The 13,535-nt window shown below is 45.7% G+C and carries 11 protein-coding genes; 3 read left to right on the top strand and 8 right to left on the bottom strand.

Translation table 11 applies throughout. From position 1 onward, the window contains the following. The first annotated feature begins 38 nt into the window (after positions 1-38). The 3 genes from I2I04_RS13380 to I2I04_RS13370 all read left to right on the top strand — a co-directional run bounded on the left by I2I04_RS13380 (position 39) and on the right by I2I04_RS13370 (position 5,471). The gene (locus I2I04_RS13380; RefSeq protein WP_143259392.1) at positions 39-1,094 is read left to right on the top strand and encodes an efflux RND transporter periplasmic adaptor subunit; all 1,056 of its coding nucleotides are present in this window, start codon (positions 39-41) and stop codon (positions 1,092-1,094) included. A gap of 65 nt (positions 1,095-1,159) precedes the next feature. Next, positions 1,160-4,189 (top strand): efflux RND transporter permease subunit, encoded by a 3,030-nt coding sequence (locus I2I04_RS13375; RefSeq protein WP_195655236.1) that lies wholly within the window; start codon positions 1,160-1,162, stop codon positions 4,187-4,189. Positions 4,190-4,199: 10 nt separating this feature from the next. Further along, on the top strand, positions 4,200-5,471 hold the full coding sequence (locus I2I04_RS13370; RefSeq protein ID WP_195470904.1) for a TolC family protein: 1,272 nt from the start codon (positions 4,200-4,202) through the stop codon (positions 5,469-5,471). A 107-nt stretch (positions 5,472-5,578) separates the two neighbouring features. On the opposite strand, the gene I2I04_RS13365 is transcribed toward I2I04_RS13370, so the two are convergent. The 8 genes from I2I04_RS13365 to I2I04_RS13330 all read right to left on the bottom strand — a co-directional run bounded on the left by I2I04_RS13365 (position 5,579) and on the right by I2I04_RS13330 (position 13,509). Further along, the gene (locus I2I04_RS13365) at positions 5,579-5,920 is read right to left on the bottom strand and encodes an addiction module toxin RelE (RefSeq protein ID WP_195655235.1); all 342 of its coding nucleotides are present in this window, start codon (positions 5,918-5,920) and stop codon (positions 5,579-5,581) included. After that, positions 5,910-6,173 (bottom strand): hypothetical protein, encoded by a 264-nt coding sequence (locus I2I04_RS13360; protein WP_049703533.1) that lies wholly within the window; start codon positions 6,171-6,173, stop codon positions 5,910-5,912. The genes I2I04_RS13365 and I2I04_RS13360 overlap by 11 nt, the downstream gene beginning before the upstream one ends. A gap of 131 nt (positions 6,174-6,304) precedes the next feature. Next, complete coding sequence (locus I2I04_RS13355; protein WP_004300937.1) at positions 6,305-7,540, bottom strand: sodium ion-translocating decarboxylase subunit beta; 1,236 nt, start codon at positions 7,538-7,540, stop codon at positions 6,305-6,307. After that, on the bottom strand, positions 7,540-9,372 hold the full coding sequence (locus I2I04_RS13350) for a biotin/lipoyl-containing protein (protein WP_195655234.1): 1,833 nt from the start codon (positions 9,370-9,372) through the stop codon (positions 7,540-7,542). Before I2I04_RS13350 ends, I2I04_RS13355 begins: the two co-directional genes overlap by 1 nt. Before the next feature lie 26 nt (positions 9,373-9,398). After that, positions 9,399-9,659: an OadG family protein gene (locus I2I04_RS13345; RefSeq protein ID WP_004311386.1), complete on the bottom strand. Its 261-nt coding sequence runs from the start codon at positions 9,657-9,659 to the stop codon at positions 9,399-9,401. A gap of 759 nt (positions 9,660-10,418) precedes the next feature. Further along, complete coding sequence (locus I2I04_RS13340; RefSeq protein ID WP_195655233.1) at positions 10,419-11,258, bottom strand: FecR family protein; 840 nt, start codon at positions 11,256-11,258, stop codon at positions 10,419-10,421. A gap of 8 nt (positions 11,259-11,266) precedes the next feature. After that, the gene (locus I2I04_RS13335; RefSeq protein WP_004300948.1) at positions 11,267-11,857 is read right to left on the bottom strand and encodes an RNA polymerase sigma factor; all 591 of its coding nucleotides are present in this window, start codon (positions 11,855-11,857) and stop codon (positions 11,267-11,269) included. Between the two features lie 77 nt (positions 11,858-11,934). Continuing rightward, the gene (locus I2I04_RS13330; RefSeq protein WP_143259387.1) at positions 11,935-13,509 is read right to left on the bottom strand and encodes a peptide chain release factor 3; all 1,575 of its coding nucleotides are present in this window, start codon (positions 13,507-13,509) and stop codon (positions 11,935-11,937) included. Positions 13,510-13,535 lie beyond the last annotated feature (26 nt).

The raw sequence follows: 13,535 nt of genomic DNA, 5'->3' as shown, positions 1-13,535 counted from the left end.
ATTTATCAACGCAAAACCTCTAAACATCAACGTGGTATATGAAAAAGAAATTTGGATTCGTCCTGGCGGCTGCAATCTTGCTGGCCGGCTGCGGACAGAAAAAAGAAACGACAACGACAACTGCCCGTCCCGTAAAGACTACGATTGTCGAGTCAAGATCGATTATCAGAAAAGATTTCTCGGGAATCGTGGAAGCGGTGGAATATGTGAAGCTGGCTTTCCGGGTCAACGGACAAATCATCCAGCTTCCTGTCATCGAAGGACAGAAAGTGAAAAAAGGACAACTCATCGCAGCTATCGACCCCAGAGATATCGCATTGCAATATGCCGCTACGAAATCGGCATACGAAACGGCTTCGGCACAAGTGGAACGTAACAAACGGCTCCTCTCCCGGCAAGCGATCTCCGTACAGGAATATGAAATCAGCCTCGCCAACTTCCAGAAGGCGAAGTCTGAATACGAACTGTCTGCCAACAATATGCGCGACACCAAGCTGACAGCTCCTTTCGACGGTTCTATCGAAAAACGGCTGGTGGAAAACTATCAGCGTGTCAATTCCGGTGAGGGTATCGTTCAGCTTGTCAATACGCACAATCTGCGTATCAAATTCACCATTCCGGATGCGTATCTTTATTTATTGCGCGCCAAAGACCCGCGTTTCCTTGTAGAGTTCGACACATTTAAAGGACACGTGTTTCAAGCGAAGCTGGAGGAATATCTTGATATTTCTACGGATGGCACAGGGATTCCAGTCAGCATCACGATTGACGATCCGTCATTCGACCGCGATCTGTATGCTGTGAAACCCGGTTTCACGTGTGGCATTCGTTTCACGGCAGATATAGGTCCGTTGGTGCAGGATAGCTGGACGATTGTACCGCTGAGTGCCGTATTCGGCGAAAGCGAAGGGAATAAAATGTATGTCTGGGTGGTAGAAGACAACAAAGTCCACAAACGGGAAGTGACCGTCAACGCCCCGACAGGAGAAGCACAGGCGCTCATCTCGGAAGGTTTGAAACCCGGTGAAAAAATCGTCATAGCAGGCGTACACCAACTAGTAGAAGGAGAATCTATTACAACTGTTGACAGGTGATAGGTGATAAATGATTAACTATCATTTATCCGCTGTCATTCATCAACTATCAACGATCATTTATTATGAGTTTAGCCAGATATTCATTAGATAATACGAAAATCATCTATTTCTTTCTCGCTGTGCTGCTGATTGGAGGAATCACTTCTTTCGGCAAGCTGGGCAAGAAAGAGGATGCTCCTTTCGTCATCAAGTCGGCGGTTATTATGACCCGCTATCCGGGTGCCGAACCGGCAGAAGTGGAGCGGTTGATTACCGAGCCTATCTCTCGCGAGATCCAAAGTATGAGCGGTGTGTACAAGATTAAATCAGAATCTATGTACGGGCTCTCAAAAATCACATTCGAGTTGCAACCTTCCTTGCCGGCAAGCTCCATTCCGCAGAAGTGGGATGAGTTGCGACGGAAGGTGCTTAATATACAGCCACAGTTGCCGAGCGGTGCTTCCGCGCCGACGGTTTCCGATGATTTCGGCGACGTGTTCGGCATCTATTACGGTCTGACGGCAGACGACGGTTACACATACGAAGAGATGCGCAACTGGGCGGAACGTATCAAGACGCAGGTAGTGACGGCGGACGGAGTGATGAAAGTCGCCCTGTTCGGGACGCAGACGGAGGTGGTCAATATTTTTATTTCCACCAATAAGCTCGTAGGTATGGGCATCGACCCGAAACAGCTTGCCAGTCTGTTGCAATCGCAGAACCAGATTATCAATACCGGAGAAATCCGTGCCGGCGAACAACAGCTCCGGGTGACTGCCAACGGTATGTATACCACCGTAGACGATATCCGCAACCAGGTGATTACCACCAAAGCCGGACAGGTGAAACTGGGTGATATCGCCGTCATCGAAAAAGGGTATATGGACCCTCCATCCAATATCATGCACGTGAACGGCAAACGTGCCATCGGCATCGGTGTCTCCACCGACCCGCAACGGGACGTGGTGCAGACGGGCAAGAACGTGAAAGCCAAACTGGACGAATTGCTGCCACTGATGCCTGTGGGACTGGAACTGCAAAGCCTGTATCTGGAGAACGAAATTGCCAACGAAGCCAACAACGGATTTATCATCAATCTGATCGAATCGATTCTGATTGTAATTGTGATTATCATGTTGGTGATGGGGTTGCGCGCAGGTGTGCTGATCGGCTCGTCACTGATTTTCTCTATTGGCGGCACACTGCTTATCATGTCTTTCTTCGGTGTCGGACTGAACCGTACTTCATTGGCGGGATTTATCATCGCCATGGGTATGCTGGTGGATAACGCCATCGTGGTGACGGACAACGCACAGATTGCCATCGCCCGCGGAGTAGACCGGCGGAAAGCGCTGATAGACGGCGCAACCGGTCCGCAATGGGGATTGCTTGGGGCTACGTTCATCGCTATCTGTTCGTTCCTCCCGCTCTACCTTGCTCCTTCTGCCGTGGCGGAAATCGTGAAACCGCTTTTTGTGGTGCTCGCCATCTCGCTGGGATTGAGCTGGGTGCTCGCGCTGACGCAGACCACTGTTTTTGGTAATTTCATCCTGAAAGCGAAAGCAAAGGACGGCGCGAAAGACCCGTATGACAAACCGTTCTATCACAAATTCGCCTCCATCCTCCGCACACTGATTCGCAGGAAAACATTGACACTAGGTTCGATGGTAGTGCTTTTTGTTGCTTCGCTGGTTATCATGGGAACGATGCCGCAAAACTTCTTCCCTTCTCTCGACAAGCCTTATTTCCGGGCAGACGTGTTCTACCCTGACGGGTATAGCATCAACGATGTAGTGAAAGAGATGAAATCCGTGGAAGAGCATCTGGCAAAACAGCCGGAAGTGAAGAAAGTGTCGATCACCTTCGGCAGCACGCCGCTAAGGTATTACCTCGCTTCTACTTCGGTGGGTCCGAAACCGAATTTTGCCAATATATTGATTGAATTGACAGACAGTAAATATACGAAAGAGTATGAGGAAGATTTCGACGCGTACATGAAGGCGAATTATCCGAATGCAATTACCCGCACCAGTCTGTTTAAACTGTCGCCTGCGGTGGATGCCGCTATCGAAATCGGGTTTATCGGTCCGAATGTGGACACGCTCGTGGCGCTCACCAACCAGGCTTTGGAGATTATGCACCGGAATCCGAATTTAATCAATGTGCGTAATTCGTGGGGAAATAAAATTCCTGTATGGAAGCCTGTATATAGTCCCGAACGGGCGCAACCGTTAGGGGTATCGCGTCAGGGAATGGCACAAAGCATCCAGATCGGAACCACAGGCATGACACTTGGCGAGTACCGTCAGGGAGACCAGGTGCTTCCTATCTTATTGAAGGACAACACGGTGGATTCGTTCTACATCAATGACCTGCGCACGTTGCCCGTGTTCGGCACGGGGAATGAAACGACCAGTCTGGAACAGGTGGTATCGGAATTTGATTTCCAATATCGTTTCTCGAATGTGAAGGATTACAACCGGCAAATGGTGATGATGGCGCAATGCGATCCGCGTCGCGGAGTGAACGCGATTGCTGCTTTCAATGAGGTTTGGCCACTGGTGCAGAAAGAGATTAAAGTGCCGGAGGGATATACGATGAAGTATTTCGGGGAACAGGAAAGTCAGGTGGAGTCGAACGAGGCGTTGGCCAAGAATTTACCTTTGACGTTCTTCCTGATGTTCGTCACTCTGTTGTTCTTGTTCAGGACGTATCGTAAGCCGACAGTGATCTTGTTGATGTTACCGCTTATTTTTATCGGTATCGTTTTGGGATTGGTGTTGCTAGGCAAGTCGTTCGACTTCTTCTCCATCCTTGGTTTGCTCGGATTGATTGGGATGAATATCAAAAATGCGATTGTACTGGTAGAACAGATTGATCTGGAGACAAAAACGGGTAAAAAGCCGTTGGATGCTGTTGTCAGTGCTACAACGAGCCGTATTATTCCGGTAGCGATGGCGTCCGGCACTACCATTCTGGGTATGTTGCCGTTGTTGTTCGACGCAATGTTCGGCGGTATGGCGGCTACAATTATGGGAGGTCTGTTGGTGGCTTCAGCTCTGACGCTGTTTGTTCTTCCGGTTGCCTATTGTGCCATTCAAAGAATCAAATAATTGAATAAAAATGAAAACTCAACTTATAACTCTGTCACTGTTGCTCCTCGGCCTCACAGCCGGGGCACAACAGCCCTATCTTAGCCGGGAAGCTTACCGGAATAAAGTGGAAGCTTACAGTCAAATTCTGAAACAACAGAAACTAAAAACGATAGCAAGTACGGAAGCACGGAAGATTGCTCACACGGGATTCTTGCCCAAAATTGATGTCAATGCGGACGGAACCCTCAACATGAGCGACCTTAATGCATGGAACGAACCGGTAGGCGAATACCGCAATCACACCTATCAAGGTGTCTTTATCGTCTCGCAACCGTTGTACACGGGCGGGGCACTCAACGCCCAGCACAAGATTGCCAAAGCGGACGAAAAACTGGATCAACTAAATGAGGAGCTTACCATCGACCAGATTCATTATCAGAGCGATGCGGTTTACTGGAATGCTTCCGCTTCACAGGCTATGTTGCAGGCGGCAGACAAGTATCAAAATATCGTGAAGCAACAGTATGACATCATTCAGGATCGTTTCAACGACGGGATGATTGGCCGCACGGACTTATTAATGATTTCCACCCGGCTGAAAGAAGCGGAATTGCAATATATCAAGGCACGTCAGAACTATACGCTGGCACTGCAAAAGCTGAATATCCTGATGGGAGAAGAGCCGAACAATCCCATAGACAGTCTGTACACGATTGACACGGCTTCCGCTCCGGTGCAGATCCTTTCTCTGGAGAATGTACTGCAACGTCGGGCGGATTATGAAAGTACGGAGGTGAACATCATGAGGAGTCAGGCGCAACGCAAAGCGGCTCTTAGCCAATTCAACCCGCAGCTGAATATGTATTTCAGCGGTGGATGGGCTACCGGAACGCCTAACCTCGGTTATGATATTTCTTTCAATCCCATCATCGGCATTAACCTGAATATACCGATCTTCCGTTGGGGAGCCCGATTCAAAACAAACCGTCAGCAGAAAGCGTATATCGGCATACAGAAACTGCAACAAAGCTATGTGACCGATCATATCAATGAGGAACTTTCTGCCGCCCTGACCAAACTGACGGAAACGGAATATCAAGTGAAAACCGCCAAAGAGACTATGAATCTGGCTAATGAAAATCTTGATTTGGTTTCTTTCTCGTATAATGAGGGAAAGGCAAATATGGTGGATGTGCTCTCCGCGCAATTGTCATGGACCCAGGCGCACACCAATCTGATTAATGCGTATCTGTCGGAAAAGATGGCGGTAGCGGAATACAGAAAGGTAATTAGTGAATAAATTTAGAAACAAAAGAAACTTGTTCACAAAGTCTTAGTCTTATAAAAGAAATCGTCCTGTTATCACGTAACCGTGAAACAGGACGATTTCTTTTTATATCATAAGGATTACAAAATACCGTTTTGCTTCAGGATATCTTCTATTTCCTTATCTGTCAAACTTTCACATTCGGACTTGTCGTAGATAGTAAGCAACTTTATTTCCGAATCTACCTCTGTCAGAATCACCGTATAGGTTATCACTCGCGCACCTCCGCTCTTTCCTTTATTCTTCGAAGTAATGGCCATACGAACCTTACGAAGATTATTACCCAAACTGACTCCTTGTTCAGGATTCGCTTTCAGAGATTCCAATAAATTGGCATAATCCAACTTCAGAGATTTGTAATGTTTGCTCAATTTTTTCAATTCTCTCGCAAAACGAGGAGAATACGTTATATCACAACTCATCCAGCAAATCCTCCGCTGGCTTAAAATCCAGCTTACCTTCCAGATTCAACTTCAATTCCTTGCACGCCTCATCAAGGCTTTCCAGAATTTCGGTCTTTGTCCGATAAGGAGTTGCCTCTTCAGCAACTACCCTCACCTGTTCTTCTTCATGATTCAACATTGATCTTATCTTTTTCAGGATAGCTATATCATCCACATCCAGAATCTGACGAATCAGTGCATTCTTTTCCGCCTCTAATGACATTGTGCTCATACGCTTTCCGTTTTTACTGTTATACATTACTCACAAAGGTAGCGTTATCAAATGAGTCTGCCAAACTTGAATGTATAAAAAGTATTTCTCCATGAAGAAATAAAATCTTCAATGATGAAGATTCTCCTCGCTTACGCAAGGAAGGAAATCAACACACCCGCAGCTACGGCAGAACCGATTACTCCGGAGATGTTGCTTGCCATGCAATACTGCAATACGTGATTCTTCGGATCGTATTTCAAAGCAATCTCATTGGCTACACGGCTCGCCATCGGAACGGCACTCAAACCAGTGGCGCCGATAAGCGGATTGATTTTCTTCTTCGAGAAGAGATTTACCAGTTTCACAAAGAAAATACCACCGGTTATAGAAAGTGCAAACGCAAGGAATCCACCGATCACAATACCGATTGTTGTCCAGTTGAGGAATGCTTCGGCTGTCATCGTTGCTCCTACGGACAGTCCGAGGAAGATGGTGGCAGCATTCATGATACTATTAGAAGCAGCATCGAACAAGCGGAATGTGTTGGTTCCGATTTCTTTCACCAGGTTACCAAACATCAACATACCCACCAAAGGCACTGCACTTGGCACGAAGAGGGCAACAATAGTAGTTACCACAATCGGGAAGATAATCTTCAATACACGCAGGTTCTTGATTTCAGTCTTCGAAGGGTACTTCTTTTCCTGTTCTTTCATGTTGATGCTCAACTCTTTCTTCGTACAGAACAGTTTCACTACCAGCGGAATAATCACCGGAACGAGCGCCATATACGAATAAGCGGCAATGGCAATCGGGCCCAGCAAATGCGGCGCCAGTTTGATGGTGGTAAAGATGGCTGTCGGACCATCCGCGCCACCGATAATGCCCAGAGAAGCGGCTTCCTGTGGAGTGAATCCCATCAGGATGGCTACCAGCAACACGGTAAAGATACCCAACTGTGCAGCTGCACCGAATATAGAAAGATGCAGGTTACGCAACATCGGCCCGAAGTCCGTCAGCGCACCGACACCCATAAAGATGATCGGAGGCAGGAAACCTGTTTTAATCAGCATATAGTAGATGAAGTTCATGATTCCCAGTTCGTGGGCAATGTCATGCAAAGGCATTTCCCAGATGTTCTTCAACACTCCGTTTACCATCACCATACCATTCTCGTCTGCCTGAATCACGCCCATATCTCCTCCGGGGAAGTTGGCTAGCAACACACCGAAAGCGATGGGAACAAGCAGCAACGGCTCGTACTGTTTCTTAATACCCAAATAGAGCAGGACGAACGCGATGGCATACATTATCAGGAACTGCGGTTCGGCAATGATATTGCTGAACGCAGTCATGTCATATAAGTTCTCAAATATTTCGTTCATTATCCTATCTTCATTAATACGTCATCTTCTGAAACAGCATCTCCCGGGTTGACACAGATAGCAGTCACCGTACCGCCAAACTCCGCACGGATAGCATTGTAGGTCTTCATCGCTTCTACATAGCAGATTACATCACCTTCTTTCACTGTATCACCTACTTGCAAAGGAGTTTCCTGCGCACCTTTCACTAAGAAGAACTTGCCTTCCAACGGAGAAAGTACTTCTTTACCCTCTCCTGCCGGAGCTGCAGCACTTGCAGGAGCAGCAGGTAGTTCGGTATCACCGTATGCTACCGTCACACGATAAGCCTGTCCGTCCACTTGTACGGTCAGTGTCTTCGGTTTGGCGTCTTCTTCCGGAGATTTATCTTTTTCGGCACGACGTTTGGCTACGTCTTCCAGGAAGTCTTCTTTTGCTTTGCCACTCTTATAAGCCTCATATTGAGCCGGGTGCATAGCATATTCGAAGAGTTCTTCGTCGTCCTGTCCCACTTCCCATTTGTTCTCTTTCATCAGTTTGCGGTATTTGTCGAGGGCATCAGGATAGTTATTCTGCGGATCACCTTCAAAGAACTTACGGCCTTCACGTTCCGCCTTTTCAATGATTTCGGGAGCAAGTTTGCCCGGCAGACGTCCGGCTTTACCCAGAATCATATCCCAGATATCATCTGCAATCATTCCCCAACGTTCTTTTCCTTTTTCCATGGCCATCACGTTCATCATGGCGAGGTTCTTCACGTATTGGCTGAACGGAGTCACCAATGGAGGATAACCGACACGAGGCCATACATAAGCCACTTCATCAAAAAGCTTGATGAGCAACTGGTCTTGCGTCATAAACGGCAGATTGTGTTTTGCCTTATATTTATTGATTGATTCCAAATTGGATTCGAGGTCGGCCATCAGACTACCCATCATACCGCCGGGAAGTCCGGGAGCAATCAGCAAGGAGTTCATCAGACGGTTTTTCGGGCTGATATACAAGCCGAGGAAGTCGTCCATAAATTCCTGAATCATGCCGCGCACTTTCATGTAGGCTTCCATATTGATTTCGGGCACTTGATATCCGGCGTCTTTCAGCATTGCCTGCACACTAAGCAAGTCAGCGTGACCTGTTCCCCATGATAGTGGTTCCATGCCTACGTCGATGTAGTCACAACCGGCTTCGCATACTTCGAGGATGCTTGCCATGTTGAATCCGGGACCTGCATGGCTGTGATACTGAACAGGGATTTCGGGATGTGCCGCCTTGATATTTGCTACGATCTTACCTAATGATACGGGACGACCGATGCCTGCCATGTCTTTGATACTGATTTCGTCTGCTCCCAGTTTGATAAGTTCCAACGCCATATTGGTATAGTACTCTACGGTATGGATAGGCGAATGAGTGATGCAAAGCGAACATTGCGAAATCATGCCTGCTTCCTTCGCGTATGTGATGGAAGGAGCAATGTTACGCACGTCGTTCAATCCGCAAAATGTACGGGTAATGTCTGTTCCTTGTGCTTTCTTTACTTTGTAGAATAATTTGCGGACGTCTGCCGGAACGGGGCTCATACGGAGTCCGTTCAGTGCGCGGTCGAGCATGTGGGTTTGAATACCGGCTTCATGGAACGGTTTTGTCCATTCACGCACAGCTTTATTCGGGTTTTCACCAAACAATAAATTTACCTGTTCAAAACCTCCGCCATTTGTTTCTACGCGGGCAAAACAGCCCATTTCAATGATGGCAGGAGCTACCTTTACGAGTTGGTCTACACGAGGTACGTATTTTCCGGCAGATTGCCACATATCTCGGAAAACCAAACTAAACTTTACTTCTCTTTTCATGTCTTTCAGTGATATTCTTTATAGATTTATAATTTTTCTACTTTAGTGATTTTTCCTTTACCTTGTGTCACCACGTTTACAGCAGCTGTAATGGCGGCTAAGATGTTTCCCGGAACAGGGGCAGGACCTTGCGATGCTTCCCGCTTCACAGGAACCACTTCTTCAGGAGCATACTTGTTGACTAATGTAATCAACAACTTACCTAAACAAATCACAATCAGCAGAATAACAAACACGGTAGCCATTCCGACCACCATCAGCAGGATCGCTGTTTCGATATTTTCCATATAATAAACTATTAGTATTTTAAGTTGTTTGTCCAAAAAGCGTTCGAAAATACCAAATTTTTATTATAAAATAAATTAAGAAAGGAATATAATGTATAAAAACGTCATTTCTCTGATTGAAAAACCAGATGATTTACCATTGAACGATTTATCGTCCCTACAAAAAAATGTGAGAGAAAGCCCCTCAACTTTCTCTCACACTCTGATAAAACAATTATTAAATAAAAATACTCAATGATAGACCGGTTCAGCCCTTTTCTGGTTTTATACTCTCTTAACCTACTATTAAACTACCAGATAAAACCGGTCTTGTTAAACCTCTCATGCGCCATCACGGCTTTCATTCTTTTAATTAGCGTAGCAGTCTAGCAGAAAAACCCTTTTAAGCCAACTAAGTCTGTTTGATCGGAAAAAAACAAGCCTCTAAAGCTCATATTACTTCCGATGAGGGAACCTTTCCGGCTTACGTCTGTGGCAGGAATGATTCATCTGCCACTGTCTATTGTTTGCTTTGAGTCTTAGTTTGTATTTCTTTTAAAACATTGTTTGTTTTGAATCCCGGCCTTATTTCTACCGGATAGTTTCTAATTTCTTCTACAACATTTAATCTTCTAATCAATTCTACCGTTTTCTTCAAACATCATTAAATAGCTCATCTATTAGAAAGAGAAGCACTCGTTGCTTTTTTACCAAGAAAAAACGAAGAAAATTTGAAGAAAAACAAAAAAGCCTCTTCCGGATAGTCAGAAGAGGCTTTTTTTATTGCAAAATAATTTCTTTCCCTCGTATTTGATAACTGATTCCACACGATCCGAAAACTTTTTCCAGTGTGGCGTTCAGGTCTTTCGTTAAGACCGTCCCGTTGTAGGTCAGTCCCTCGCACTTCTCATGCCCGACGACTGTTACCTTAAATATATGCTCAATATCTGCCACTACATTTATCAGCGGGTCATCTTCATATCCTAACACTTCAGGGAACTCCGATTCTTCCGCCTTTTTTTCTACAGGTACAATCTTGGTTTCATCGCAACGCACACTTTCTCCGGCAAGCAATGTATGATTACCTACGGCAGTCTCAACTTTCACGCTTCCTTCCTCACAGTTTACGAACATCTTCTTTCCCTGCTGATCGACCAGGAATTTAGTGCCGAGCACCGTCACGTCACCGGCTTCAGTGCTGACGGTAAATGTCTTGCCTTTAGTCACATTGAAAGAGGCTTTACCCAACAATTGCAACTTACGTTCCCAAAGCCATGTTATATGATTGTAAGTCAAACGTGAGTTTTCCATCACCTGCACACTACTGCCATCGGGCAATTCATAATTCATTGCAGTATTACTTGTCGCCACTTTTTCCTCTGCCAGGAAGTAACTGCCTACCCCCAAAAGAAAGACAACCGCAGCTGCCACTCCCCAAGAAAAGGAGAAGCTTTTTCCGACACTTTGTTTTCTTTTCCGGCTTAAGGTAATCTTATGGCTTTCTTCGCGCTGCAACTTTAATTTATCGCCTATCTCTTTCTTACGGGAAAATATTTCGCCCATTAGAGGAAGCTTACCTTCCTCCAGGTATTTATCTAAAGATTCTGTCCACTTTTCCATATCTCACCTCAATTAAAAATCCACAAATTAGCCGCCACCAGTAACAAGAAAGATTTGCTCATGCGCTCCCGTAAACTGGATATAGCCATATGAGTAGTATTGTAAACTGTACGCGAAGTGAGCCCCATCACCTGGGCTATTTCTTCCGGACTCATCTTCTTATAGTACTTCAGATACAATACCTCCCGCTGTTGCTTTGTCAAATTATTCAGTTCTTTCTGCAAAACTTCCAGCTGTTCTTTTTCCAACTCTGAATGGATAATAGCAGTTTCAATATCGATCTCCAGATCAAACTGATATTCGTTTGTGCCTACTTCATCCAGTGATTTGAATGATCCACTATTCTCTTTTTTCAGCTCGTTCACTATCATGTGTCTCAACGAAACACACAAGTAAGCGGGTATGGATTGAGGCGCCGCGCAAGTTTCTCTTTTCTCAAAGATATAAACAAACAACGACTGTATCGCTTCGGTCACCAGAGTATCATCACCGGCTATCTTCATGCCATATCCATACAGTAAATCTGCATATTGCTCATAAAGCTGCCGGAATGCCTCTTCATCCCCTTGCTGAATCTTATCCCAAGATAGTGTCTTCATTTCTCTTCACTCATTTATATGAGATATGTTTTTCCTTTTTTTACCTGATTTTTTAGTTAAAATCGTACGAATATGTCTTAAAACTCGCTCGTAAAGTGGAATTTTATGTGTTTAAAGTCTATCTGAGCCATCTGAAGTACATAACCGGAGTCTGCCAGGAACACATCGCGCCCTTCTCTATCCTTTGCCATGTATTGGTATTTACGTTTCTTGAAAGCCTCCAGTTCCGCCGGATCATCACTCTCCACCCAACAAGCCTTATAAAGGCTTACCGGCTCCCAACGACAGGACGCATTGTATTCATTCAACAAACGATACTGAATGACCTCAAACTGCAACTGTCCCACCGTACCAATAATCTTACGCCCATTGAACTGATTGACAAACAGCTGTGCCACACCTTCATCCATCAACTGATCGATACCTTTTGCCAACTGTTTCTGTTTCATCGGATCGGCATTCTCGATATACTTGAACATCTCCGGCGAGAAGCTCGGCAATCCGCGGAAATGAAGCTGTTCACCCTCTGTCAATGTATCGCCAATCTTAAAAGTACCATTATCCGGCAGACCGATAATATCTCCTGCATAAGCTTCGTCGATCGTTGTTTTGCGCTGTGCCATAAACTGGGTAGGCGATGAAAAACGCACTGTTTTTCCATGACGAACGTGTGTATATGGAGCATTGCGGACAAACTTACCCGAGCAAATCTTACAGAATGCCACACAAGAACGATGGTTAGGATCAATATTGGCAGTTATCTTAAAAATGAAGCCGGTGAATTTCGGTTCGTCAGGTTTCACTTCACGCTCTTCTGCCTGTACAGGACGAGGGCTGGGAGCTATCTCTACGAAACAGTTCAGCAACTCTTGCACACCGAAGTTGTTCAACGCCGATCCAAAGAATACAGGCGCACAGTCTCCTGCCAAATAGGATTCCGAATCAAATTCCGGATAAACACCCTCAATCAGTTCCAAATCACCACGCAGCTTGTCTGCCAACGACTTGCCAATTTGCTGATCCAGTTCTTCCGAATGAATATCGACTGCCACTTTCTCTGTCACCATCTGTTTGGATGGCTGATACAAGTCCAGTTTCTGTTCGTAGATATTGTATACTCCTTTAAAACGTGCTCCCTGCTCGATCGGCCAGGACAAGGGACGAACCTGAATCATCAGTTCTTCTTCGAGTTCATCGAGCAAATCGAACGGGTCTTTTCCTTCACGGTCCATTTTGTTGACGAAGATAATTACCGGAGTCTTTCTCATACGACACACCTCCATCAGTTTACGCGTCTGCGTTTCCACACCTTTTGCACCGTCTACAACGATGATAACGCTGTCCACAGCCGTCAGCGTGCGGTATGTATCTTCGGCAAAGTCCTGGTGACCGGGAGTATCGAGAATGTTAATCTTATAGTCCCGATAGTCGAATTCCATCACGGAAGTCGTTACCGAAATACCACGTTGTTTCTCGATTTCCATCCAGTCGGATGTAGCCGTCTTTTTAATCTTATTACTCTTTACCGCGCCAGCGACCTGTATCTGACCTCCGAAAAGCAATAACTTTTCCGTCAAAGATGTCTTACCGGCATCCGGATGCGCAATAATGGCGAACGTCCGCCGTCTCAAAATTTCTGTATTATCTGCCATAGTTTTTTAGTTAGAATTATGAATTA

This window comes from Bacteroides sp. 1001136B_160425_E2, from assembly GCF_015559655.1.
In the GTDB taxonomy this organism is placed as follows: domain Bacteria; phylum Bacteroidota; class Bacteroidia; order Bacteroidales; family Bacteroidaceae; genus Bacteroides; species Bacteroides luhongzhouii.
Note: the sequence above shows the minus strand (reverse complement) of the source record. Positions and strands in the feature narration are given on the sequence as shown.